The sequence below is a fragment of the Microbacterium aurantiacum genome (assembly GCF_021654035.1).
GTDB lineage: Bacteria > Actinomycetota > Actinomycetes > Actinomycetales > Microbacteriaceae > Microbacterium > Microbacterium aurantiacum.
On sequence record NZ_JAJPDW010000001.1, the window covers coordinates 451175 to 475984 of the forward strand.

Consider the following 24810-nt stretch of genomic DNA (forward strand, 5'->3'; position numbering starts at 1 on the left):
AGAACAGGTGATGGCTATCGGGGTCAGACGTCCGTGGCCCGCACCGGCGGGGGGACAAGGATGGTGTCGGCACCGGCGGCCGCGGCTGCACGGACGGTGAGGTCGGCGTCGGCGGCGTCGGTGACGAGGGCGGACACCCGCGTGAGCGGGGCAATGTTGACCAGGTGGACACGGCCGAGCTTGGTGGAGTCCACGCCGACGATCAGCCGGGAACTCGCCGCGATGGCGGCGCGCTTCACGCTCGCCTCCTGGGGGTGGTATTCGGTGAGCCCGTGCTCGGCGTCCACGCCGGCGACGCCGATGACGAACGTGTCGCAGTTGTAGCGTGCGAAGGTCGCCTCGGCGTCCGTCCCCACGAGGCTCATCTCGCCCGACCGCAGCCGCCCGCCGGTGAGGATGATGGTGGTCCCCTCGTCGTCGGCGAGTGTCGAGGCGACCAGGATCGAGGGTGTCACGACGGTCAGTCTGAGCCCCCTGCCGCGGATGGCGCGGGCGACCGCACCCACCGTCGATCCTCCGTCGAGGGCGACCGTCTCGCCGGGACGCAGCAGATCCGCGATGCGCTCGGCGATGTGCATCTTGGATTCGACGGCCGTCCCGGCGCGCAGACCGTACGACGGCTCGAAGGCGGTGCCGGTCAGGGCGATGGCGCCGCCGGAGATCCGGCGCACGACGCCCGCCTGCTGCAGCGTCTCGATGTCGCGCCGGATCGTCATCTCGCTGACATCGAACTCGGTGGCGAGCTGGGCGAACAGCACCTCGCCGTTTCGCACCACCCGCTCCTCGATCCGGGTGCGGCGTTCGCGCGCATCCATCACAGCCACCTTCCGTCGGCCGGCGCGCCCGCCGTCCGCGCGACGAGCGTGTCGTAGTCAGCCTGCTGCTGGATGAGCGCGGCCTCAACGTCCAGCGTGCGCACCACGCGATCGGTCATGAGCCACCGCCCGTCGACCATGCTGTGGCTGACGGAGGCTCCGCTGACGCCGTAGACGAGCGCCGCCTCCAGGCTCTGCGCACCGACCGGCCCGCGCGGGATCTCGGCGAGTGGGACCGCGATCAGATCGGCGACCGCGCCGACGGCGATCAGACCGTCGTCGGCACCGCCGTCGAGCGCACGGTGCCCGTTGACCGTGGCGATCCCGAGGATCTCGCGGGGGCTGACGTTGTTCGGGGACCGCGAGGTGAAGGCGGCGAGCTTGCCCAGCATTCGCATCTCCTCGAACAGGTCCACGTTCGTGTTGTTGCAGACGTTGTCGCTTCCGAGCGTCACCGTCACGCCGGCGTCGAGCGCCGCGCGCACGGGTGCCGCCGGAACCCCCGACTGCATGGCGACCGAGGGGATGACGGCCATCGCGGCACGGGTGCCGGCCAGCAACGGCAGCTGGTCGACGGGGACGGTGTTGCAGTGGGCGAGGATCGTGGGCACGTCCAACATCCCCATCTCGGCCATGACCTCCAGCGCCGGCCGCCCGTACGCCTCCTGGCACAGCGCGTCCTCCTCACCCGATGTCGAGAAGTGCACGTGCAGTCCGACGCCCAATCGGCGGGCGAGGTCGCGCTCGGCGCGCATGGCCTCGACCTGGTTGTCGACGAAGTACGCGTGCGGACCGACCCACCCGCGGACCACCCGGGACACCCCGGCCATGGACTCCGCGAACCGGGTGGCCTCGGCGAGTTCCCGTGCTCGCGCGTCGTCATCGCCGAGCTCGACGATGCCCCATCCGATCGCCGCCCGCAGGCCCGACCGCATCACCGTGGGTGCGATGTCGTCGGCGTAGAAGTACTGGTCCGCGAAAGCCGTCACACCGTGCCGGATGAAATCCGCGCAGCTGACCGCCACCGAGGCGGGCACGAGATCGGGGGTGAGGTGCGCCTCGCGGGTACGTAGCACCTCGAGGTAGCCCTCCATGCACAGGAGCGAATGCCCCTGCGCGACGCCCCGCATGAGGGACATCGGCGTGTGCGCGTGGGTGTTGACCAGTCCGGGCATCAGCAGGGACGCGCCGAGGTCGGCGACGTCCGGGCCGGCCGGCCGCGCACCCCGCAGCGGCGAGACGGCGCTGATCCTGCCGTCCGAGATCTCGACGACGCCCGGCTCCAGGGCGTCTCCGGTGCCGGTCCAGACGAGGTCGGCCACGATGAGGCGGGGAGTGGTGGAGGTCATGCGTCGGCCTTTCCGCCGGACATCAAAGCGCCGAGACGCTCCCGGTCGACGTCGTCTCGGGGGAAGGGGCCGACCAAAGTGCCGTCGTACATGACGGCGACCCGGTCGGAGAGGGCGAGGATCTCATCGAGCTCGGTGGACACGAGGAGCACGCCGCTGCCCTCGGCCCGCGCCGCGGACAGGGCGCGGTGCACGAACTCGATCGATCCGACATCCAGGCCGCGGGTGGGCTGGTTCGCGAGGACGACCTCAGGCCGGCCCGAGAGCTCGCGCCCGATCACGACCTTCTGCAGATTGCCACCCGAGAGCGACCCGACCGGGCGGTCGGGTGCAGCCCCGCGGACCTCGTAGTCGGCGATGATCTGCTCTGCGAAGCGTCGGCGGGCGCCACGGCGGATGAGGCCCGCACGGCTGAACCGGGCGGAACGGTAGGCGGTCGAGGCGGCGTTCTCCTCGAGCGTGGCCTGCAGGTTCAGACCGACCTGCATCCGGTCCCCTGCGATGTGGGCGATCCCGGCGCGGCGGGTGGCGGCCGGGTCGGCATCGGTGAGGTCCGTGTCGCGCATCCGGACGGCGCCGCCCTCGAGACGCCGCAATCCCGCCAGCGCATCGATCAGTTCGTCCTGTCCGTTACCGCTGACCCCGGCGATGCCGAGGATCTCGCGTTCGCGAAGCTGGAGATGCACGTCCTTGAGCCCGGGGGTCCCGTCGGCTGAGGGCGCGACCCGCGCCTCCCGCACCTCCAGCAGCACATCACCGGCCGCATCCGGGGCGCGATCTGCGGTGAGCAGGACGTCGCGACCGACCATGAGCCGGGCGAGTTCCGCGTCGTCCGCCTCGCCGCGGACCAGATTCCCGACGACCCGACCACGGCGCATCACGATGATGCGGTCGGCGATCGCGCGCACCTCGGGAAGCTTGTGCGAGATGAACACGACGGACCTCCCGCTCGCGGCGAGGCGGCGCACCATCACGAGCAGATCGTCTGCCTCCTGCGGGGTCAGCACCGCCGTGGGTTCGTCGAGGATGAGCAGTCGCGCCTCGGCGGCGAGCGCCTTCAGGATCTCGACGCGCTGCTGCGCACCGATCGGCAGGTCGCGCACCCGCGCGGCCGGATCGATCACGAGCCCCGTCTCGGCGGCGAGCTCCGCCACCCGGCGTCGCGCGCCCCGGTCGTCGTAGAGTCCGCGGCGACGCGGCTCCCGCCCGAGCAACACGTTCTGGGCGACCGAGAAGCTCGGCACGAGCTCGAAATGCTGGTGCACCATGCCGAGCCCGTACGCGATCGCGTCCTGCTGGTCGCGGATCTCCACAGGTCGGCCATCGATCAGGATTTGCCCCGCGTCGGGATGGTGCACCCCGAAGAGCAGATTCATCAGCGTGCTCTTACCGGTTCCGTTCTCGCCGATGATGGCGACGACCTCCCCTGGCGCGACCTCGAGCGAGACGTCCGCCACCGCCAGCACACCGGACGCGGCGAAGTACTTCCGCATCCCGCGCATCTCCAACCGGGGCGGGGTCTCGCTCGAGGTCTCGATCATCGTGAGAGGTCCTTGTCGTCGTTCGGGATCAGCCGGCGAGGCCGACGGCGGTGCAGGCCGCGCTGGACGGTTCGTTGAGGGCGTCGCAGACAACCAGCGAACCGCCGAGGATCTGCTCCTGCAGCTCCTCGATTTGCGTCTGCACATCGGGCAGCAGCGCGACCATCGCGGCCGGGCCGTTCTCTGCGAACACGGTGGATCCGTCGTCCCACGAGAGCCCGGTGACCCCGTCCTTCATACCGGCGGCGACGAAGCCGGGGGTGAACTCCCCGTCCTGGGCCGCCCGGATGAGGTTCAGGGTGGTCATGTCGACGCGCTTCATCACCGACACGAGGATGGTGCCCGGCGCGTCACCGTCCTGGTTCGAATCCACCCCGATCGCGTAGGCGCCCTGCTGGGCGGCCGCGGCGAACACGCCCTGGCCGGAGAGACCGGCGACGGCGAAGACGATGTCGTTGCCACCCTGGTACAGCGCGAGCGCCGCCTCCTGGCCGACAGACGGGTCGCCGAACTCGCCGTTGAGGTAGCTCGGCGTGACGACGCAGTCGGGGCACGCCGCGAGGACACCCTGCTTATAGCCGTAGAAGAACTGGTTCAGCCCCGGGTTGTCGATGCCGAGGACTGCGCCGACCTTCTTCGTCTGCGTGAGCGAGCCCGCGACGTAGCCGCCCAGGAAGCTCGACTCGTGCACATTGATCGCGTAGGCCTGCACGTTCTCGGGAAGCTCGTCGACGAAGATGTCGCTCGGTACGCCGAAGAGCTGGTCCGGGTTCTCCTGCGCGACAGCGAGGAGCGAATCCGGGTCCAGCCCGGGCGCGATGATGATGCCGGGCTTGGTCGCGACGGTCGAGCGGAGGACCCCCTCCTGCTGCGAGACCGACTCAGCCTCGACGACGCGGCCGGTGACCCCGAGCTCGGATTCGGCGAGCTTCGTCCCAGTGATGGCCGAGTCGATGAAACCGCCGTCGCCCGCGGCACCGGGGGTGACGAGCGCGTAGCTGAACGTGTCGGATGCGGGGGCGGCGCCCGTCGCATCGCCGCCGGCACAGCCGGCGAGGGCGATCGCGCTCACCAGCAGGACGCCGGCGCCGATCGACATTCGGGTGCGGGACATGGATGTTCTCCTCAGGGTGTGGATGCGGGTGCGGTGGTGGTGCGTTCCGAGGTGGCGGAAGGCGGGGGGCCGTCGGGCCCGGTGCCTGCCGCCGCCGGCGGTCTGGGCGGACGTCGCAGCCGGATGCGGGTGCTGCGGTTCCACAGGTCGATGAACCGTCCGCGCGACGTGGCGTGCACCCCGACGAGGACCAGAGCGACGAAAGCGGCACCCTGCGGGATGAACTGGGTGAGATTCGCCGGCACGTCGAACTGCTGCAGACGGATGCTGGCCGCGCTGGCGAGGCCGAAGACGGCGGCGGCGGGGATCAGCAGGCCGGGCTTGTTCAGCGCGAGTAGTGCCGCGGTGATCCCGATCCAGCCACGGTCGGCGCTCATGTTGCGGGTGAACAGACCGAGGTCGCCGATGGACAGGAACGCGCCGCCGAGACCCGCGACCGCGCCCGCCGCGACCAGCGCCCACAGCTGCGTGCGACCGACCTTCAGACCGGCGCTCGCGGCGGCCGTCGGCGCCTCACCGACGGCGAGCAGGTGCCGGCCGCTGCGGGTGCGGAACCACACGGCGACGACGGCGACGAGCAGGAAGGCCACGTAGACCATCCAGTTGAGGTGCGCCAGCAGGTGGTCCAGAAAGGGCACCTCGGTCGCGAACGGCACCTCGACCGGTGGGAACTTCGCGACGTCCGGTTTGAAGGTACCGACCCCGTCGAGGTAGGACCGCATGACGAATACCGTCAGTTGCAGGACGAGGATGTTCAGCCCGATGGCGAGCACCACGAGGTCGACGCCGATCCGGTGCGCGCCGGCCATGATCGCACCGATGACCGCACCGGTCAGCGCAGCCGCGATCACCCCGATGAAGGGGTTCCCGGTCGCGGCGCCGACGAGGATGCCGACGAAGGCGCCGCCGAGGACCTTGGACTCGATCGCGAGGTTGAGCACCCCCACTCGCGCCGAGATGAGCGAGGCGAGCGCCGCGAACAGGATCGGCGTGGTCAGCCGTATGCCGCTGTTGAGGAAGTCTGCGAAGACGGTCACGGGGTCACCTCCCCGGCGTGCGGGCGGATGGTCGATGCAGCGTCGTCCCAGCCACCGGCGCGGTGCACGTCCGGCGCCTCCGTGTCGGGGGGCGAAGGCGAAGGCGGAGGCGGAGGCGCGCCAGCGTCGATCATGCCGTTCGCGCGTCGCCGGTCGGTGAACCGCTCCAGGCGGGCGAGCAGCGGTGCCTGCGCGGCGACGAAGACGATCATGAGCGCGAGGACCGTCGAACCGATCTCACGGGGGACGCCGAGCACGATCTGGAGACCGTTGACGGCGCCGACGGTGATACCGGCGTACAGCACTCCGACCACGGCTGCACCGATCGCGGTCGTGCCGCCGAGGATGGCCGCTGTCAGGCCGGTGAGTCCGGTACCGTCGCTGAATCCCTCGATGACCCGGTAGTTCGTGCCGAGCACCTGCACCCCACCGCCGAGGCCCGCCAGCGCGCCGCCCATGAGCCCCGCGCGCAGCACGGCGCCGCGGCTGGACATCCCCGAGTACCGGGCGAAGGCCGGAGCCTCTCCCCCCATCCGCTGCTCGTAGCCCCGCGTCGTGCGGGAGAGGTAGAACCAGACGCCGAGCGCGGCGAGCAGGGCGAGCGGGAAGGCCAGGCCGAACTTGGTCGACGTGTCGAACAACGGCAGCTTCGCGGTGTCGAGGATGGGCTGGGTGTATCCGACCGTGGATGCCTCGAAGCGCAGCGGATAGTTGACCAGGAAGTCGAGGAGGAGCCCGGCGACCGTGTTCAGCACGATCGTGATGATGAGCTCGTTGACCCCGAGATAGACCTTCAGCACCGCCGGGATCACCCCCCAGAGCGCCCCGACGATCGCGGCGATGAGCAGGCAGAACACCGGGTGCACGCCCAGGGGCAACGGCACCGCGTATCCGACGACCGCGGCGGCCAGGCCGCCGAGGGCGTATTGGCCTTCCTGGCCGATACTGAAAAGCCCGCTGCGGAGGCTGACGACCGCTCCCAGTGCGCAGAAGATGATGGGGGCGGCGAGGGCGAAGGTGCCACCGATGTTGCAGTAGCCGGGATCACAGGTGAAGCCCGCCTGGACGACGGTGGCCGCCGCATCCCATGCGGACACGCCGAGCGTGGAGACGAGGATCCCGCCCACCGCGAGCGCCAGCAGAACGGCGACGCACGGCAGCAGTACGCGCCGTCCGATGCGTTCGATGCGCTCGCGATCCATGGGGTTCCCTCCGCGGCCATGACATATGACCTGAAGGAAGAGTGTCGAGCGGCTGTTACAAAATCACATGTCTCGCATTACATGGACGTTAATTGTTCACAGGGCGCGGGTCAGGAGTGCTTCGTTGATGCCGCGATTCGAGGCATCCACGAAGGGCGGGCGCGGTCCGTGGACGCGCGCTCTTGAGCTCATCCTGGGGCGGACCCTCGCCGACTCCGGCTGGCTCGTGCTCACGATCGTGGTCGGCATGGCGGTGCGGACCGTCGTCATCATGGCCGGGTCGGGTGGTCGGTGGAGGTCATCCGGAGCTTCGTGAAGGCGCCGCTCGTCGGTTTCATCGTGTTCGCATCGCTGTTGATCGCGGGATGGTTGCTCGTGCTGGCGAGCTGTGGACTCGTGCGCCTCGCGCGGATGCGGCGTGCGGGGGCGAATGCTCCGGCATCCGCCTGGTGGAGCATCGCTGTCGTCGCGGGGCTCGCGCTCGCCGTGCCGGCAACCTTCGCCGTGGGGCTCTCGGACACGACGTCGGTGTCGCTCGAGGGCGGCGACGCCATCGGCGCGTTCCTGTTCGGCGAGGTGTGGCTCGAGCATCCGTGGCAGTACTTCGTCCTGTGGATCGCCCGGATCGGCACGTACGCGACGGCGATCAGCCTCGTCGGTGTGATCGTCTCGCGGTGGCAGACGCGGCGGCGCGCCTAGGCTGGGAGCATGCACGGCGAATACAAGGTTCCTGGCGGCAAGCTCGTCGTCGTCGACCTCGAGGAGCGTGACGGGCGCATCGACGCGTTCCACCTCGCGGGCGACTTCTTCCTCGAACCCGACTCCGCCCTCGACGACATCGACCGCGCGGTCACCGGCCTCCCGGTGGAGGCGGATGTCGCCACCATCGCCGCCGCCGTCCGTGCCGCTCTCCCCGAGGGTGCGCAGCTGCTGGGCTTCACCCCGGAGGCGGTCGGCACAGCGGTGCGCCGCGCGCTCGTCACGGCACCCGGCTGGGGCGACTTCGACTGGGAGATCGTGCATGACCGGCCCCTCTCGCCGCGCATGAACCTCGCCCTCGACGAGGTGCTGACCGCGCGCGTCGGCGAGGGCCGCCGACGCCCGACGCTGCGCCTGTGGGAGTGGAACGAGTCGGCCGTGGTGATCGGGTCGTTCCAGTCGTTGCGCAACGAGGTCGACCCCGAAGGTGCGGCGCGCCACGGATACGACGTCGTGCGCCGGATCTCCGGCGGCGGCGCGATGATGATGGGCGCGAACTCGATCGTCACCTATTCGCTCTCGGTGCCGGCATCCCTCGTCCAGGGGCTGACCTTCGCCGACTCCTACGCCTTCCTCGACGATTGGGCGTTGCAAGCCCTCCGCGCCCTGGGCGTCGAGGCGACCTACCAGCCGCTCAACGACATCGCCTCCCCGCAGGGGAAGATCGGCGGCGCCGCACAGAAGCGCCTCGCCAACGGCGGCGTGCTCCACCACGCGACCCTCAGCTACGACATGGACGGCCAGGTGATGACCGAGGTGCTGCGGATCGGGCGGGAGAAGCTCAGCGACAAGGGCACGACCTCCGCCGCCAAACGCGTCGACCCGCTGAAGCGGCAGACCGGGCTCCCTCGCGACGCGATCATCGAGCAGCTGAAGGCGACCTTCACATCCCTCTACAACGCCGAGGCGGGTCGCATCACCGACGAGGAATACGCCGAGGCGGAGGCGCTCGTCGCCTCCAAGTTCGCCACCGACGCGTGGTTGCGTCGCGTGCCGTGACCTCCGTGTCGGCATCGCCGATCGTCGAAGACCGACCGCGCGGGCGCGTGACGATCCACCACGGGGACAACCTCGCCGTCGCGGCGTCTCTCCCGGACGCCGCCTTCACCGTGGTGTACCTGGACCCGCCGTTCAACACCGGACGCCCGCAGACCAAGACCGTCGAAACGGCGCTGCATCGACCGGCATCCGTGGACGGAGCGACGGATGCTGCGACGGATGCCGGAGCGGGGGCTGCCGCGCGCGCCGTTCCGGGCGTCGTCCGCCGCGGGTTCCACGGGCGGGAGTACGAGCGACTGCGCGGAGACCTCCTCACCTACGACGACCGGTTCGACGACTACTGGGGCTTCCTCGAACCGCGCCTGGTCGAGGCGTGGCGGCTCCTCGCCGACGACGGCACGCTGTACCTGCACCTGGACTATCGCGAGGCGCACTACGCGAAGGTGCTCATGGACGCCCTCTTCGGTCGCGCTTGCTTCCTCAACGAGATCATCTGGGCCTACGACTACGGTGCGAAGACCCGCCGCCGCTGGCCCACCAAGCACGACACGATCCTCGTCTACGTCAAGGACCCGGCGCGCTACTGGTTCGACTCCGGCGCCGTCGACCGCGAGCCGTACATGGCCCCGGGCCTTGTCACGGCCGAGAAGGCCGCCCGCGGGAAGCTCCCCACCGACGTGTGGTGGCACACCATCGTCCCGACCACCGGACGCGAGAAGACCGGGTACCCGACGCAGAAGCCGGAGGGGATCCTGCGGCGCATCGTCCAGGCATCCTCTCGCCCGGGCGACCGGGTGCTCGACCTCTTCGCCGGCAGCGGGACCACCGGCGCGGTGGCCGCGGCCCTCGGGCGCGACGCCGTCCTCGTCGACGCGAACCCCGAGGCGGTGGCCGTGATGCGCGAGCGGATCCCGGACGCCGAGGTCGCTCCGACCCTAGGCTGACCTCATGCGTTTCGGAATCTTCATCCCCCAGGGCTGGCGTCTCGACCTCGTCGGCATCGATCCCGCCGACCAGTGGTCGACGATGAACGAGATCGCGCAGCGCGCGGATGCCGCGGCGTGGGAATCGCTGTGGGTCTACGACCACTTCCACACCGTGCCGGTGCCGACCGAGGAGGCCACCCACGAGGCGTGGACGCTCATGGCCGCCTTCGCGGCGTCGACCGACCGCATCCGTCTCGGACAGATGTGCACCTCGATGGGGTACCGGAACCCGGCCTACCTCGCCAAGGTCGCCGCCACGGTCGATCTGATCTCCGGCGGGCGCGCCGAGATGGGGATCGGCGGCGGGTGGTACGAGCACGAGTGGCGCGCGTACGGATACGGATTCCCGGGGATCGGCGACCGGCTCGCGCGCCTGCGCGAAGGTGTCGACATCATGCACCAGGCCTGGACGACCGGCACGGCGACCCTCGACGGGAAGCACTACCAGGTCGACGGCGCGATCGTCCGGCCGACCCCGCTGCAGGAGGGCGGCATCCCGCTGTGGATCGCCGGAGGCGGCGAGAAGGTGACCCTGAAGATCGCTGCGCGCTACGCGTCGTACACGAACTTCGCCGGGTCGCTCGAGGAGTTCGACCACAAGAGCTCCGTGCTGCAGGGGCACTGCGACGCGATCGGACGCGACATGGGCGAGATCACCCGCTCGTCGAACTTCAACACGCTCGTCGGGGCGACCGAGGCCGAAGCCGCCGAGCGGCTGCGCGTCGTCGTCGAGCGGCTGCGTCCGCACGTCGGGGACGAACGGGCTGCCGCCATCGAGGAGGACTACCGCTCGTCGCCCGGGTTCGGCACCCCCGAGCAGGTCGTCGAGCGTCTCGCCGAGCGCGCGGCGCACGGCCTCGGCTACGCCATCCACTACTTCCCTGAGGCCGCGTACGACCGGTCCGGCATCTCGCTGTTCGAGCGCGAGGTCCTCCCCGCGCTGACCTGACCCGACTGCCGGCGCGTGTGAAAGCGCGGGGTTCACCGATTCGCGTCAAGAACGCGTGGCGAACGGCAGATTTCGGGGTCGTGCGGGGTCCCAGGTGCCCGGATCTCCCGCGTTCTCGACGGTCGGTGGCTACCCCGTCCTCGGATGGTCGGCGACACCCGCGCCGCGTCCGATGGATCGTTCGGCGTCGAAATCGCGTGGCAGACAACGGTCTTCAGGGCCCTGGAGCCGTTGGGGCGCCGGGATCCCCCGCGTTTTCTCCCCGTGAAGCGAATGCCTCGCGCCACGAGGAGCCTCCTCCCCAGGGACGGGCGCGCGCGTGTTGTCCACGCTTCGCGGCTGATCGGCGGCTCGGGAGATGCGTGCGCCGGATGCTGGGATGCATGGCAACGGCCCTGCGCGACGAGTCCCCGATCTTCCTCCGTCGCCGCGATCTCATTGCCGCGGGCTGGAGCGACCGCGCACTGCGCTTCGCTGTCGAGACCGGCGCGCTTCTCCGACCCCGTGCCGGTGTGTATCTGAATGCTGACGTATCCGCAGACGTCGTGGATGCCTGCGCGCTGGGAGGCCGGCTCGCATGCGTGTCCGAGCTCGCGCGACGAGGGGTCTTCGTGATGGACTCCTCAGTTCTGCACGTACATCTGCATGCTCCGCGCCTGAAGCGCACCGCCCTCGGGCGCCCGACGCGGCGGCACTGGGCTCAGCTGCGGCGGCAGCCGCATCCGTCCGCTGTGGCGGTGTCGCCGCTCGATGCCGTTGCATGCGCGGTGCGGTGCCAGTCACCGCGAGCCGCGGTCGCCACGATCGATTCCGCCCTCCGCAACCGTGTGATCGATCCCGGAGACCTCGACGAGCTGTTCGGCATGCTTCCCCGTCGCTACCGTGTACTGCGCCGACTGCTCGACGCGCGTGCTGAATCCGGCCCCGAGTCGCTCGTGCGCGTGATGCTGCGCACTCTGGGCGCATCCGTCGAGCTGCAGGTGTCGATTGCCACCGTCGGACGCGTGGATTTCGTGGTCAACGGCTGGCTCATCGTCGAGTGCGACAGTGCCGAGCATCACGCCTCGTGGGACGCCCAGCGTCGAGATCGCCGTCGTGACCGTGCCGCAGCGGCTCTCGGGTACGCCACTCTCCGGCTCATCGCCGAGGACATCATGTGGCACCCCGACGAGGTCCGGGAGGCTCTCGTCGGCATCCTCGCGTCCCGTCCCGCCAAGCGCTAGCCGTCAGGGGACAGGCCCGGGCCGTCGAGGACGCGGGGTCGCGCGGCGTGTCGAGATTCCCGCGGTGGCTCGGTAGCCCGGATCTCACGCGCTCTTGACATGGTCGAGCCGGGAGCGGAGATGAAGCCACGTCGCGGCGCCGAGCCGACGCCGTCGGAAACGCGGGGGTTCACGGCGTGTCGACGGTGGCATGAAACCTCCGAATGCCGCATCCCACGCGTTTTCGACGGTCGCGCCAGGCCGTCCGGCGGCGGTCGGCTGTCAGGCCAGGGCCCGGACCGAGGCGTAGCCGTCGAAGACGACCGGGGCGCGGCCGTCAGCCGGGACGTCGAAGACCCGGGTGGGCTGTGTCGCCGGATCCCATGCGGGCCACCCCGGGTCCCCGTCGCGGATCAGGGCGACGGCGGCCCCGTGCACCGCGTCGGCCAGAGCCTGAGACGGTGCGTCGCCGGCGATCGCGCCGACGGACTCGGCGCCCAGCGCGTCGAACCAGAACGGCACGTCGAGGCAGTGGCACGCCCACCCGATCGTCGGCGACGGCCACGTGAACCGGTACGCCCAGGTTTTCGCCGCGCCGCCGGCCGCGGCCCGCGCGTCGGCGGCGCGCAGCACCGTCGAGCGGAAGATGACGTCGCCGACGTAGCGCCCGACGACCGCGGCGGTCCCCTTGTGCCGCTGTGGGGCGTTCGCGGCGAGCCAGGCGTGCCGCCTCTCCCTCGGCACGTCGAGCTGCTGCAGCGCGACCCCGGGCGGCACCAGCCCCAGCACCCGTGTGGCCCCGTCGGTGATCATCGTGAACTCGTCGTCGGTCGCCCCGAGCACGAGCGGCACATCGCCGCCGAGGCCTGAGCGCAGCGCCTCGATCGTGGGTCGGGCGAGGAGGTCGCCGTCGATCATCGGGCCGAAGCTCAGACCGTCCTGCAGCATTCCGCGGGCGACGTCCAGCGGCGACTGCCCGGTGCGCCCGACCGACTCCTGCTGCGCGAGGATGTCGGCTTCCGTCACGCCCGCGAATCCGTCCCGCGAGGGATCGACGCCGAGGAGGCCCGCGAGCTTCGCCGTCAGCGTCCGCGCGCGTTCGCCCGACACGTCGCCGAGGGCGGGGGAGAGCGCCCAGGCCGCGTGGAAGAGTCCCTGCGCCGCCGGCATCCCGAGGAGCGTCAGCACAGCACCGCCGCCCGCGGACTGGCCCGCGATCGTCACGTGCCCCGGGTCGCCCCCGAACGCGGCGATGTTCTCCTGCACCCAGGCGAGGGCGGCGAGCCAGTCGCGGACGCCGCGGTTGCTCGGCGCCCCCGGGATGTGGCCGAACCCGTCGAAGCCGAGACGGTACGAGATCGTCACCGTCACGACGCCGTCGCGCGTGAACGCCTTCCCGTCGTACCAGGGGCTCGCGGGCGACCCCTCGGTGAAGCCGCCGCCGTGGATGTAGACCAGCACCGGCAGCGCCGCGTCCCCGCCCGGCGTCGGGGTGAAGACGTTCACGTTCAGCGTCGCCTCTCCGGGCACCGCGGGCTCGGGGATGAGGGTCTTCTCGCCCGGTTTGGCGCGCTTCGCCGTCGCACCGTACTCCCGGGCGTCACGGATGCCGTCCCACGGCGCCACCTGGACGGGCGCGGCGAACCGCAACGCGCCCACCGGGGCCTCGGCGAACGGGATGCCGAGGAAGGCGGCGGAGCTGCCGGGCGCCCCCGCGGGACCCCGCCAGAACCCGCGGATCTGCCCCGCGGTGATGCGGACGATGGGGTCAGGGTTCACGGGTGTCCTCCGCGGGTCGGGTGAGCGGGCCCGCGAGCGCGATGAAGAGCGCGTCGAGGGTGTCGGCCATGTCGAACGTGGGTGCGAGCATCCACTGCAGCTGCAGTCCGTCGGCGGCGGCCTGGAGGAGCCGGGCGAGCGTCTCCGCATCCACGGCGTCGCTGATCTCGCCCGCCTCCTGCCGGCGGCGGAAGGATGCGGCGAACGAGCCCCGGAGGCCCTCTCCGCGCTCGAGGAAGAAGGCGTGCGCCGGATGCTGGGGGTCGGCGGCGTCGACCGAGAGTTGGGAGAAGAGCGCGACCACGCCCGGCACCTCGCTGTTGTGCCGCACGACGCGACGCAGCCCCTCGCGGACGTCGCCCTCGCCCCCGCCGAGACGCTCGGTGGCGTCGATCTCGTCGCGCTTGCGCAGGATCTCGGTGAACAGCTCTTCCTTGCTGTCGAAATAGTGCAGGAGCCCCGCCTGGCTGAGCCCGACCGCATCGGCGAGTTCCCGCACGGACGCGCCGCGCATCCCTTCGCGTGCGACCACCTCGAGGGCCCGCTCGAGGATCTCCTCGCGTTTGGCGATGCCCTTGGCGTAGGAGCCACGCGTGCGGTGCGGATCCGGCATGACAGCAGTACATCGCACCTTCCCGAAAAGACAAAAACCGAGTACTGTTAGGTTTCTCGCGCGTCGACGATAATCGCGATGAATGCCGCACACGAGGAGGACCGATGACGTCCCACGCCCCGCTCCCCTCGTCGCGGGCGGGGACCACGTCTTCGCGGTGGCCGCGTCGAGTCGCGACATCCGGTCCGAGCTCTCACTGGAGATCGCCGGGGATGCCGTGACCCGGCCGCTCTCGCGCGAGTCGTCATTGGCGGAGGCGCTCGCCCACCCCGTCGCCGGCCCCGTCCTCGCTCGGGCGTTCGCGCCGATGACCGAGGCCTCCGGGGCGTCGGCCATCATGCCGGAGGGTGTGGACATGATGGCCATGCTCGGGTCGTTCCCGCTCGGGCGTCTCGGCATGATGGCGGGACTGGGGTTCGGCCCGGACGAGGTCGACCGGCTGCTCGAGACGGCGAACGCGTCCGAGCAGCCGGCCGGGTGACCTGGGACCGGGCGGTCGTCAGGAGCGGAGGAAGGCCAGCAGTGCCTCGTTGACCTCGTCGCCGTGCGTCCAGAGGAGCCCGTGCGGGGCGCCCTCGATCTCGACGTAGGTCGCGTCGGGGAGGAGTTCCCGGAAGCGGCGCGCGGTGGCATCGATCGGCAGGACGTTGTCGGCGGTCCCGTGCAGGATGAGCGCGGGGACGCCGATCGCGGGGATGTCGCCGCGGAAGTCGGTCGGCCACGTCAGCGGCGCCGCCGCGATCGCGGCGTTGCCGGCCTGTGCGGCCACGCGGGCACTCGCGTCGACGGCCTCCTGCGAGATGCGCGAGCCCAGGGTGTCGTCGAGGTTGTAGAAGTCCTTCAGGAACCCGGTGACGAAGCCGTAGCGGTCCTCCCGGACGGAGGCGGCGACGCCGTCGAAGAAGTCCTGGGGGCCGGCACCGTCGGGGTTGTCGTCGGTGATGAGAAGGTAGGGCTCGAGGGACCCGAGGAAGGCGGCCTTCGCGACGCGCTCGCTGCCGTAGCGGGAGAGGTACCGGGCGATCTCGCCGGTTCCCATCGAGAAGCCGACGAGGACGACGTCGCTCAGGTCGAGGTCTTCGAGGAGCGCGTGCAGGTCGGCGGCGAACGTGTCGTAGTCGAGGCCGGAGGCGACCTTGGTCGACGCGCCGAACCCGCGGCGGTCGTACGCGATCACGCGGTATCCGGCATCCAGCAGCGCCGCCTGCTGCTTGCCCCAGGACTCGCCGTTCAGCGGGAAGCCGTGGATCAGGACGACGGGCTGCCCCGACCCCTGGTCGGTGTAGTACAGCTCGATGTCGGCGGAGTTCTCGGTCCCTACGGTGATGTAGGCCACGTCGGATCCTTTCCGGACCGGCGCTCTGCCGGGTCCGGATACGACGCTAGAGCGCCGCGTCCGGACCCGGAAGGTCTTGCGATCCGAGGACGTCTGTGGTGCGACGTCAGTCGCGGGCGGCGCCGGCCGACGGGGCGACGGTGAAGATCGTCGGCGCGGCGAACCCGGCGTCGGTGAACGCGGCGGTGACGGCATCCGTCACGGCTCCGACCCCGTCGCGCGCGACGAGGGCGATCGCGGCGCCGCCGAAGCCGCCCCCGGTCATGCGGGCGCCGATCGCGCCGGCGGCGAGAGCGGCCTCCACGGCGGTGTCGAGCTCGGGGACGGAGATCTCGAAGTCGTCGCGCATCGAGGCGTGCGAGGCCACCAGCAGTGGTCCGACGGATGCCGGACCCTCGGCGGCGAGGGCTGCGACCGTGTCGAGCACGCGCTGATTCTCGGTCACGACGTGACGCACGCGCCGGAAGGTCACATCGTCGAGGAGCTCCTGAGCGCGCTCGAGATCGGCGACCGAGACATCGCGGAGGGCGGATGCCCCCATCGCCTCGGCGCCGCGCTCGCAGGCCGCGCGGCGCTCGCCGTAGCCGCCCGTGGCGTGGGAGTGGCTCACGCCGGTGTCGATGACGACGAGCTCGAGGCCGGCATCCGCGAATCCGAGGTCGATGACCTCCGCCTCCAGCGACCGGCAGTCGAGGAAGATCGCCGCATCGGCGCGGCCGAGCATCGACGACATCTGGTCCATGATCCCGGTGGGGGCGCCCACGGCCTCGTTTTCGGCGGTGCGCCCGACCCGCGCGAGCGCGGTGCGGTCGAGGTCGATGCCCCAGATCGCGGCGAGGGCGCTCGCGGTGGCGCCCTCGATCGCGGCGGAGGAGGACAGCCCCGCACCGACGGGGACGTCGGAGGCGAAGGCGAGGTCCACGCCGACGAGCGTCACCGGGTCGCGCCCGGCCGCGCGCTGCAGCGCCCACGCGACCCCGAGCGGGTAGCGCGCCCACTCTGCCACGGTCTCGCGTCCGTCGGGAAACAGGGCGTTGAGCTCGGCGAGCGGCACCTCGACGGCATCGTCGGCGAAGGTGGACGCGACGCGGATGACCCCGTCCGCGCGGGTGCCGAGCGCGACATGGGTGCGGTGCTGGATCGCGAAGGGGAGCACGAACCCGTCGTTGTAGTCGGTGTGCTCGCCGATGAGGTTCACGCGTCCGGGCGCGGACCACGTGCCGAGGGGAACGGCGTCGAACCGCTCGGTGAAGAGCGCGCGGGCGCTCTGGGCGGCCTCAGGGCGGGCTCCGGGGGCGTCGGTGGCGGGGGCGTCGGTCATGCGGTCACCTCGGGGATCGTCGAGACGGCCTCGCGCAGGCGTGCGGCGGAGGCCTCGGGGGGGATGTCGCCGATCCAGGCGCCCATGGCGGCCTCGGAACCGGCGAGGAACTTCAACTTGTCGGCGGCGCGACGCGGGCTCGTCAGCTGCAGGTGCAGGCGCGCGCTGTCGCGGCCGGCGTGCACCGGCGCCTGGTGCCACGCGGCGATGTACGGCGTCGGGGTGTCGTAGACGGCGTCGACGCCGCGCAGGAGCCGCAGGTAAAGTCCGGCGAGCTCGTCGCGCTCGGCATCCGTCGTTCCAGCGAAATCGGCGACGTGGCGGTGCGGCAGGAGATGGACCTCGAGCGGCCAGCGCGCGGCGAACGGGACGAACGCGCTCCAGTGCTCGCCCTCGAGGATCATGCGCTCGCCGCCCCGCTCGTGCTCGAGGATGCGGGCGAACAGGTCGTCGCCCTCGCGCTCGATCGAGCGGAGGAGGCCGGCGGTCCGCGGCGTGATGTACGGGTAGGCGTAGATCTGCCCGTGCGGGTGGGGGAGGGTCACGCCGATCGCCTCGCCGCGGTTCTCGAACGGGAACACCTGCTGGATGCCGGGGAGGGCCGACAATGCCGCGGTCCGGTCCGCCCACGCCTCGATGACGGTGCGGGCGCGGGTGCGCGAGAGGGTGCCGAACGAGCCCGCGTGCTCGGGGCTGAAGCAGACGACCTCGCAGCGGCCGACACTCGTGCGGGTGCGTCCGAGGCCGGGCGCGTCGAGGTCGTCGAGGTCGCGCGGCGGGTCGACAGCGGCGGGGGCCGAGCCGTGGGCGGTCGCGAGGGCCGGGCCGAAGGACGGGCTCTTGTTCTCGAACACCGCGACGTCGTACCGCGAGGGGATCTCGGACGGGTTCGTGGGGGTCTGCGGCGCGAGCGGGTCAAGCTCAGCGGGCGGGAGGAACGCACGGTTCTGCCGGGCAGCGGCGATCGAGACCCAGTCGCCGGTGAGGACGTCGCGGCGCATGGTCGCCGTCGCGGGACGCGCGTCGAGGGTGCGGGCGTCGACCGCCCGGTCGGGACCGAGCGTCGTGTCGGGATCGTCGTAGTAGATCAGCTCGCGTCCGTCGGCGAGGAGGGTGGGGCGTTTGACGACGCCGGCGCCCAGGATCTGGGGGGTCTCTTCGGTGATGGCCACGATAACACGGTAGCGGGACAGTGTGTTATCGTCAACACGCTGTCCCGTCGGGGACGCGGGTGAGAGGCGCGGGAGACGTGCCGGGTCAGAGGGGCTCAGCGGGTCAGGCGCACCTCGAGCGCCGCCGCCGCGGCATCCGCATCCGGCGCGATCGAGAAGGTCGCCGACCCCGCAGCCGCGGTCGCCCGGTAGTCGCCCGCGAACCCGCGCACCCGGATCAGGCCGTCGGCATCCGGTGCGATCGCCCGCGGCGCATGCCACCACTCGCCGCGGATCAGATTCCGCAGCATCGCATACGAGGGCTTCTCGCTGCCGTCGGCGCGCAGGAGGCCGACCGGGGCGCCGAGCCAGGCCCCGGCATCCGTGATACCCCACATCGTGAGCGATTCGACGGCGGGATGGGCGAGAGCCGTCCGGTAGTGGCGCTCGAGCTCGTCGGCCTGACGGGCCTCGCCCTCGGGAGTCGAGGGCCATTCGGATACGACGTGGTCGTTGAGATCGACGATCTCGGGCGGCATCAGATCGCCCGAGACCAGCGTCGTCTCGGTCAGCTGCAGCGGCAGGCCGAACCGGGCGAAGCGCTCGAGGATCGACGCGAGCTGATCCTCTCCGCGGAACCCCTGGTGCATGTGCGTCTGCAGTCCGATCGCGTCGATGCGGATGCCGGCGGCCAGGCACTCCTCGATGAGGCGCTCATAGCGCGGCGAGAGATCGAAGTCGTTGAGCACGAGCCGTGCGCTCGGGTCTGCCTCGCGGGCGGTCTCGAACGCCATCCGCACCATCTCCACCCGTCCGCGGGACCGTGCCAGGCGGGTGACCGCGTTGTCCTCGGCGGTGAAGTCCGGGAGGATCACGACCTCGTTGATGGCGTCCCACTGGTCGACGAGGCCGGAGAAGTCGGAGGCGTCGCGTCGGATGCGCGCACGGATCGCGGCCTCGACCTCGGCATCCGTTCGGTCGAGCAGCCACGCGGGCGCGAGCGTGTGCCAGACGAGGGGGTGGCCCTTCACGCGCACTCCCCGGTCGGCGAACCACCGCGCCGTCGCCTGCAGCCGTGCAGTGTCGGGGTGGCCGGGCGCCGGCTCGAAGAACCGCCAGTAGAACGGCAGCGTCACCGTGTCGAACGCCGCCAGCCACGCCTCGAGGAGGTGCTCGGCGAGCGCGACATCGGCGGCGGCGAGGGCCTCGCGGTCGCCGTGGGGGCCGGAGGTTGCGCCGCCGAGGAGGCCGAGGAAATCGAACCCGATGTTGCCGAAGCCGAACGCGTGGCGGGTCTGCTCCACGACCACGGATGCCGGATCCGCCGGGGCGCCGTCGGCGTCGAGGATGCGCAGGGACACGTCGCGGAACCGCGGGGAGAGATCGTGGGACATCGGCCCACCCTCGCACAGGCGTCGCGAACGTCAGAGACGAACGCGGCGAGACCGTGGGTGTTATCGTCAACACACCGAGTGTCCAGGAGGTGCGATGCCCCGCGTGTCGATGGCCGACGTCGCGGCACACGCCGGCGTGTCCGCGCAGACTGTGTCGCGCGTCGTCAACGGATCGCCCCGGGTCGACCCGCAGACCCGCGCCCGCGTCGAGGAGGCGATGGCCGCGCTCGGCTACCGCATCCATCGCGCGGCGCAGGCGCTCCGCACAGGACGCACCCGCGCCATCGGGCTCGTCGTCTCCACCCTCGCCACCGTCGGCAACAGCCGCATGCTGCAGGCGGTGTGCGCGGCGGCGGAAGCCCGGGACTACGCGATCGTCGTGGTGACCGCGACGGCGGACTCCGGCATCCGTCCGGCGTTCTCGCGTCTGCACGACCGCGCGGTCGACGGTGCGATCGTGCTGAACGAGGCCACGCGGCTCGTGCAGCTCGCCGGGACCACCGGAGACATGCCGCTCGTCGTCGTCGACGCCGAGCCCGCCGCGCACCTCGTCACCGTGCAGACCGATCACGCGGACGGCGCGCGGACGGCGACGGCGCACCTCCTCGCCGGCGGCGCCGCGACGGTCCATCACCTCGCCGGCCCTGCCGATTCATTCGCCGCCGCCGAGCGCGAGCGCGGTTGGCGGGCAGCGCTCGCGGAGGCCGGCGCCGTGGTGCCCGAGCCCGTGCGCGGGGACTGGGGATCGAGGTCGGGCGCGGCGGCGGCGGTGCTGCTCGGCGACGCGACGGCGGTCTTCGCCGCCAACGACCAGATGGCGCTCGGCCTCCTCCACGGGTTCGCAGACCTCGGCCGACGCGTTCCGAACGACGTCGCCGTCGTGGGGTTCGACGATGTGCCGGAGGCCGTGGACTACCTCCCGCCGCTCACCACCCTGCGTCAGGACTTCGACGCTCTGGCAGAGCGCGCCGTGAGCCGGCTCATCGACCTCGCCGAAGGAGCGGGCCCGCGGGACGCGGCATCCGACAGCCTCGCGGAGGTCGTCGGGGCCGAGCTCATCGTGCGCGACAGCAGCCGCCCCGCGCCCGGGGCCTGACCCGTCGCCCGCGGCGCCTGACCGTCCGCCGTCGGAAACGCGGTGGATCAGGGAGGTTTCGGGGGCTCCGCCGGGCCCGTGGGTCGATCCGTCCCGCGTTTTCGACGCCGGCGGCGCCTGACCGGCGGGCGGGGCCCCTCCCTCTGGCACTGACCCGTCGCCCGCGGTCCGAGCCGTCAGCCGTCGGAAACGCGGTGGATCCGGGCGTGTTCGGGGCCTCCACCGGGCCCGTGGGTCGATCCGTCCCGCGTTTTCGACGCCGGCGGCGCCTGACCGGCGGGCGGGGCCCCTCCCTCTGGCACTGACCCGTCGCCCGCGGTCCGAGCCGTCAGCCGTCGGAAACGCGGTGGATCCGGGCGTGTTCGGGGCCTCCGCCGGGCCCGTGGGTCGATCCGTCCCGCGTTTTCGACGCCGGTGGCGCCTGACCGCGCGTCGGCCCGACCCCGCTACTCCTCGAGCTGGCCGAGCTCGGGCGCGGCGACGAACGAGACCGCGGCCTCGGCGACCTGGTCGAGTTCGATGATGATGAGCTCGTTCGCTCCCGCCCGGGTGACCGGTGCGGGCACGAACAGGGTCCGCTGCGGGCTGTGCCGCCAGTAGCGACCGAGGACGAAGCCGTTCAGCACCGCGAAGCCCTTTCCGAGCGTGGCGGTGTCGAGGTACAGGTCGGCCGGGGCGTCCAGGGTGAACGAGCCGCGGAGGCCCGTCCGCCCGACCGTGGACCCCGCCGGAGCGTGGGCGATGCCCGCCGCGACCGCCGAGAGATCGACCGGGCGCGCCTTCCACCCCGTCAGCGGCTCTCCCGCCAGTCGGATGCCGCCCACGAGGCCTTTCGGCTCGCCGATCCGGCCGGCGTAGTTGACGCGGCCCTGGTCCTCGACGAGCACGGTGAGCATCTCGCCTCGCGGGATCACTGCGGCACGGTCGTGGTCGGTGCGGGACAGTCGGGCACCGCCCTGGCTCCGGGCAAGGCGAGCAGCCACGCGTTCACGACGCGCGCCTCGCCGATCCCTGAGGGTGAGCTGACGGTGACGGGAACGCAGGACGGGGTGGCTCCCTTCTCGGCCACGCTCGTCGTCCCGGCTCGCACCTGCAGCTGACCTGACGATGCCGGCGGTTCCGTGTAGCGCGGAGCCGCCGGCATCACTGCGTCCCGGGGTGTGTACCGAACTCCTCAATTTCGGGGCCGGGAGGGGCGGATTCGGCCCTGTCCGGGCCTGGGATGCGGGTTTTTTGAGGAGTTCGGTACGGGCTTGCGGCGGGCCGGTCGCGGGCGGCGGGCACCGGCGGGCGGCGGGCTGGTCGCGGCGGTCGGCGTGCCGAACTCCTCACTTTCGGGGGATTCCTGCGCCGGGAGGCGGAGTGTCGGGGCGGAGGATTTTGAGGAGTTCGGTACGGGCGAGGGAGGGGACGGGGCGAACGGTGGCCTCTCACACAACGGGAAGCGCTTTCCGGCGCGGGGTGCGGGGCGGCATACTGGGGGGATGACAGCGCGGAACATCGTGATCGCCGTCGATTCCTTCAAGGGGACGATCGGCGCGGCCGCCGCCGCCGGCGCCCTCGCGCGCGGGTGGGCCGCGGCGCGACCGGGCGATGAGATCCGCCTCCTCCCCATGGCCGACGGGGGCGAGGGGACGCTCGACGCGTTCGCCGCCGCGGTGCCCGGAGCGCGCCGGATGCCGGTGACCGTGACCGGCCCGGACGACCACCCGGTCGACGCCTCCTGGGTGCTCCTCCCCGCCGGCGACGGCTCCGGCCCCACCGGCGTCGTCGAGCTCGCAAGCACCAGCGGAATCGAACTCCTCAGCCCCGACGCCCTCCGCCCGTGGGACGCGCACACCCGCGGCTTCGGCGAGATGATCGCCGCGGCCCTGGACCACGGCGTCGCCCGCCTCGTCCTCGGCATCGGCTCGAGCGCCTCGACCGACGGCGGCACGGGGATGCTCACCGCACTGGGCGCGCGGTTCCTCGACGACCGCGGTCGCCCCGTCGCGCCCGGTGCCCGGGGGCTCGCCGACATCGCGCGCGCTGACCTCACCGGGCTCCGCCCGCTCCCGCCCGGCGGTGCGACGGTGCTCTCCGACGTCACCCACGGTCTCCTCGGCCCGGCCGGTGCCGCCCACGTCTTCGCTCCGCAGAAGGGTGCGGCGCCGGACGACCTCCCCCGGATGGATGCCGGACTCACGCGTCTGTCGACGGTGCTCGGCGGCGACCCCGATTCCCCCGGATCGGGCGCCGCGGGCGGCACCGGCTACGCGCTGCGGGTCTGGGGTGCGGATCTCGTCCCGGGGGCCGGTGCCGTTGCCGACCTCATCGGCTTGTCCGCGGCCCTCGATGCCGCAGACTTCGTGCTCACCGGCGAGGGTTCGTTCGACGGGCAGTCGGCCGCCGGAAAGGTTCCGACGCACGTGGCGCGACTGGCGACGGATGCCGCCACCCCGGTCGCGCTCGTCGCGGGTCGCATCGCCGATGACGTCGCCGTCGCCGACCTCGCGGGGTTCGCGGCATCCGTGTCGTTGACGGCGCTCGCGGGATCCGCCGCCGAGGCGATGGCCGACGCCGCGCGGTGGCTCGCGGAGGCCGGTGCGTCCCTCGCCCGCGGTGCCACCGACGCTTGAACGCCGACGCCGCGGGTCCCGACGCCTGAACGCCGCCGAACCGCGCACCGCGGCGCGTAGCTCAGCGCCGGAGAGCCGGAACCCGGAGGATGCCGTTCCGCCGGTGCGGGATGGCGGCGAGCGCCTCGTCGCGCAGCACCTCCGGGAGGAGGTGTGCGGGGGCGTCCTGGAACACCACCGGGCGGAGGAACCGGCGGATCGCCGTGGCCCCCACGGACGTGTGCAGCGACGTCGTCGCGGGCCAGGGGCCGCCGTGGTGCTGCGACCACGTCACCGCGACACCGGTCGGCCACCCCGCGAACAGAACGCGACCGGCCCGGCGCTCGAGCACGGCGACGACCTCGGTCACCTCCTCGCCCGTTTCGCTGTGGAGCGTCGCGGTCAGCGACCCGGGCACCGCCCGCAGCGCCGCGAGCAGATCCTCCGGCCCGTCGTAGTGCACGAGCAGGGTGACCGGTCCGAAGCATTCCTCCAGAAGGGTGTCGGGGCGCGCGGCGACGGCCGCGGCATCCGTGGCGAGCACGGTCGGCGTCGCCGCGTCTGCACCCCCGGCCCCTCCCCGAGCGACCACCGTCACGGAGGGGTCGGCCTCGAGGTGCGCGAGTCCCTCGGGAAAGGCCTCGGTGATGCGGTCGGTCAGCAAACGACCGCCCGCGGCCCCCGCGACCCGCGACGCGACGAGCTCGGCGAACCCCGTCGCGCGCGGCACGAACACCACGCCGGGCTTGGTGCAGAACTGTCCGACGCCGAGAGTGAACGACCCGACGAGTCCCTCCGCGAGGGCAGGACCCCGCGCCGCGACGGCGCCCGCGGTCAGCACGACGGGGTTGACGCTCCCGAGCTCGCCGTAGAACGGGATCGGATCGGGCCGGCCGGCCGCGAGGTCGAACAGCGCCCGGCCGCCCGAGACCGACCCGGTGAATCCGACGGCCTGGATCGACGGATGCCCTACCAGCGCCTCGCCGGCCTCCCGACCCTCGACGAGCCCGAGCGATCCGACCGGCGCACCGGCGTCCACGAGCGCGGCGGCGACGATCTCGGCCGTCCGCCGCGACAGGCGCACGTGCCCGGAGTGGGCCTTGACGATCACGGGGTTCCCCGCGGCGAGCGCGGAGGCGGTGTCGCCGCCGGCGACGGAGAAGGCGAAGGGGAAGTTCGAGGCCGAGAACACCGCCACGGGGCCGACGCCGGTGAGCATGCGGCGAAGCTCCGGGCGCGGCGGGGTGGCCGCGGCATCGGCGTCGTCGACGATCGCCTCGAGGTACGCGCCCTCCTCGACCACGCCGGCGAACAGGCGCAGCTGTCCGCTCGTCCGCGCGACCTCGCCGCGCAGCCGGGTCTCGCCGAGGCGGGTCTCGGCGTCGGCGAGGGGCACGAGCTCATCGGCGTGGGCGTCGAGCGCGTCGGCGGCGGCGCGGAGCCATGCGGCCCGCGTCCCGGCGCTCGCCGCGCGCCACGCGGGCGCGGCGGCCTCGGCGGCGGTGGTGCGCTCATCCAGCTCGGTGGTCGTGGTGCTCATGGCGGGTCCTTTCGAAGCGGGGGGAGGCGC

At 72.0% G+C, this 24810-nt stretch carries 23 protein-coding genes; 9 read left to right on the forward strand and 14 right to left on the reverse strand.

Annotation, left to right across the window (positions count from 1 at the left end; translation table 11 throughout):
- Positions 1–23: 23 nt before the first annotated feature.
- From LTL01_RS02195 to LTL01_RS02220, 6 genes are read right to left on the reverse strand one after another with little or no spacing between them, the layout of a single operon-like run.
- Entirely contained in the window at positions 24–815 is a 792-nt protein-coding gene (locus tag LTL01_RS02195) for a DeoR/GlpR family DNA-binding transcription regulator (protein ID WP_236967221.1), read from the reverse strand.
- Complete coding sequence (locus LTL01_RS02200; protein ID WP_236967222.1) at positions 815–2164, reverse strand: amidohydrolase family protein; 1350 nt, start codon at positions 2162–2164, stop codon at positions 815–817. Before LTL01_RS02200 ends, LTL01_RS02195 begins: the two co-directional genes overlap by 1 nt.
- Positions 2161–3705, reverse strand: a complete 1545-nt coding sequence (locus LTL01_RS02205) for an ABC transporter ATP-binding protein (protein ID WP_236967223.1) — start codon at positions 3703–3705, stop codon at positions 2161–2163. The genes LTL01_RS02200 and LTL01_RS02205 overlap by 4 nt, the downstream gene beginning before the upstream one ends.
- Before the next feature lie 28 nt (positions 3706–3733).
- Complete coding sequence (locus LTL01_RS02210; RefSeq protein ID WP_236967224.1) at positions 3734–4819, reverse strand: BMP family ABC transporter substrate-binding protein; 1086 nt, start codon at positions 4817–4819, stop codon at positions 3734–3736.
- An 11-nt stretch (positions 4820–4830) separates the two neighbouring features.
- Entirely contained in the window at positions 4831–5856 is a 1026-nt protein-coding gene (locus tag LTL01_RS02215; RefSeq protein WP_053547083.1) for an ABC transporter permease, read from the reverse strand.
- Positions 5853–7058 carry an ABC transporter permease gene (locus LTL01_RS02220; protein WP_236967225.1) on the reverse strand — a complete coding sequence of 402 codons (1206 nt, stop codon included), beginning with the start codon at positions 7056–7058 and terminating at the stop codon, positions 5853–5855. Before LTL01_RS02220 ends, LTL01_RS02215 begins: the two co-directional genes overlap by 4 nt.
- A gap of 127 nt (positions 7059–7185) precedes the next feature.
- Here LTL01_RS02220 and LTL01_RS02225 point away from each other — a divergent pair, with 127 nt between their 5' ends.
- From LTL01_RS02225 to LTL01_RS02250, 6 genes are all read left to right on the forward strand, one after another.
- On the forward strand, positions 7186–7374 hold the full coding sequence (locus tag LTL01_RS02225) for a hypothetical protein (RefSeq protein ID WP_236967226.1): 189 nt from the start codon (positions 7186–7188) through the stop codon (positions 7372–7374).
- A complete protein-coding gene (locus LTL01_RS02230; RefSeq protein ID WP_236967227.1) occupies positions 7350–7757 on the forward strand; it encodes a hypothetical protein in 408 nt (135 codons plus the stop codon). Before LTL01_RS02225 ends, LTL01_RS02230 begins: the two co-directional genes overlap by 25 nt.
- 9 nt (positions 7758–7766) lie before the next feature.
- Entirely contained in the window at positions 7767–8816 is a 1050-nt protein-coding gene (gene lplAB / locus LTL01_RS02235) for a lipoate-protein ligase LplAB (protein WP_236967228.1), read from the forward strand.
- On the forward strand, positions 8813–9760 hold the full coding sequence (locus LTL01_RS02240; protein ID WP_236967229.1) for a DNA-methyltransferase: 948 nt from the start codon (positions 8813–8815) through the stop codon (positions 9758–9760). The genes lplAB and LTL01_RS02240 overlap by 4 nt, the downstream gene beginning before the upstream one ends.
- Before the next feature lie 4 nt (positions 9761–9764).
- Positions 9765–10751 (forward strand): LLM class F420-dependent oxidoreductase, encoded by a 987-nt coding sequence (locus tag LTL01_RS02245; protein WP_236967230.1) that lies wholly within the window; start codon positions 9765–9767, stop codon positions 10749–10751.
- A 383-nt stretch (positions 10752–11134) separates the two neighbouring features.
- Positions 11135–11974, forward strand: coding sequence for a type IV toxin-antitoxin system AbiEi family antitoxin domain-containing protein (locus tag LTL01_RS02250; protein WP_236967231.1), 840 nt, complete (start codon positions 11135–11137; stop codon positions 11972–11974).
- Positions 11975–12235: 261 nt separating this feature from the next.
- Here the strand turns inward: LTL01_RS02250 and LTL01_RS02255 are convergent, their stop codons facing one another.
- Positions 12236–13732 carry a carboxylesterase/lipase family protein gene (locus tag LTL01_RS02255; protein ID WP_236967232.1) on the reverse strand — a complete coding sequence of 499 codons (1497 nt, stop codon included), beginning with the start codon at positions 13730–13732 and terminating at the stop codon, positions 12236–12238.
- Positions 13722–14345 carry a TetR/AcrR family transcriptional regulator gene (locus LTL01_RS02260; protein WP_236967233.1) on the reverse strand — a complete coding sequence of 208 codons (624 nt, stop codon included), beginning with the start codon at positions 14343–14345 and terminating at the stop codon, positions 13722–13724. Before LTL01_RS02260 ends, LTL01_RS02255 begins: the two co-directional genes overlap by 11 nt.
- Before the next feature lie 82 nt (positions 14346–14427).
- Between LTL01_RS02260 and LTL01_RS02265 the strand changes: the two genes are divergently transcribed.
- Positions 14428–14826, forward strand: a complete 399-nt coding sequence (locus tag LTL01_RS02265) for a hypothetical protein (RefSeq protein WP_236967234.1) — start codon at positions 14428–14430, stop codon at positions 14824–14826.
- 18 nt (positions 14827–14844) lie between these two features.
- Here the strand turns inward: LTL01_RS02265 and LTL01_RS02270 are convergent, their stop codons facing one another.
- The 4 genes from LTL01_RS02270 to LTL01_RS02285 all read right to left on the reverse strand — a co-directional run bounded on the left by LTL01_RS02270 (position 14845) and on the right by LTL01_RS02285 (position 19547).
- Complete coding sequence (locus LTL01_RS02270; RefSeq protein ID WP_236967235.1) at positions 14845–15681, reverse strand: alpha/beta fold hydrolase; 837 nt, start codon at positions 15679–15681, stop codon at positions 14845–14847.
- A gap of 106 nt (positions 15682–15787) precedes the next feature.
- Positions 15788–17002: a galactokinase gene (gene galK / locus LTL01_RS02275; protein WP_236967236.1), complete on the reverse strand. Its 1215-nt coding sequence runs from the start codon at positions 17000–17002 to the stop codon at positions 15788–15790.
- Positions 16999–18174, reverse strand: a complete 1176-nt coding sequence (gene galT, locus LTL01_RS02280) for a galactose-1-phosphate uridylyltransferase (protein ID WP_231717923.1) — start codon at positions 18172–18174, stop codon at positions 16999–17001. The genes galK and galT overlap by 4 nt, the downstream gene beginning before the upstream one ends.
- Before the next feature lie 95 nt (positions 18175–18269).
- Positions 18270–19547 carry an endo-1,4-beta-xylanase gene (locus LTL01_RS02285; RefSeq protein WP_236967237.1) on the reverse strand — a complete coding sequence of 426 codons (1278 nt, stop codon included), beginning with the start codon at positions 19545–19547 and terminating at the stop codon, positions 18270–18272.
- 94 nt (positions 19548–19641) lie between these two features.
- Here LTL01_RS02285 and LTL01_RS02290 point away from each other — a divergent pair, with 94 nt between their 5' ends.
- On the forward strand, positions 19642–20643 hold the full coding sequence (locus LTL01_RS02290) for a LacI family DNA-binding transcriptional regulator (RefSeq protein WP_236967238.1): 1002 nt from the start codon (positions 19642–19644) through the stop codon (positions 20641–20643).
- 446 nt (positions 20644–21089) lie between these two features.
- Here LTL01_RS02290 and LTL01_RS02295 read toward each other — a convergent pair whose 3' ends face one another.
- On the reverse strand, positions 21090–21626 hold the full coding sequence (locus tag LTL01_RS02295; protein WP_236967239.1) for a glycoside hydrolase family 35 protein: 537 nt from the start codon (positions 21624–21626) through the stop codon (positions 21090–21092).
- A 501-nt stretch (positions 21627–22127) separates the two neighbouring features.
- Here LTL01_RS02295 and LTL01_RS02300 point away from each other — a divergent pair.
- On the forward strand, positions 22128–23261 hold the full coding sequence (locus LTL01_RS02300) for a glycerate kinase (protein WP_236967240.1): 1134 nt from the start codon (positions 22128–22130) through the stop codon (positions 23259–23261).
- Positions 23262–23322: 61 nt separating this feature from the next.
- On the opposite strand, the gene LTL01_RS02305 is transcribed toward LTL01_RS02300, so the two are convergent.
- On the reverse strand, positions 23323–24780 hold the full coding sequence (locus LTL01_RS02305) for an aldehyde dehydrogenase (NADP(+)) (RefSeq protein ID WP_236967241.1): 1458 nt from the start codon (positions 24778–24780) through the stop codon (positions 23323–23325).
- Between the last annotated feature and the right edge of the window lie 30 nt (positions 24781–24810).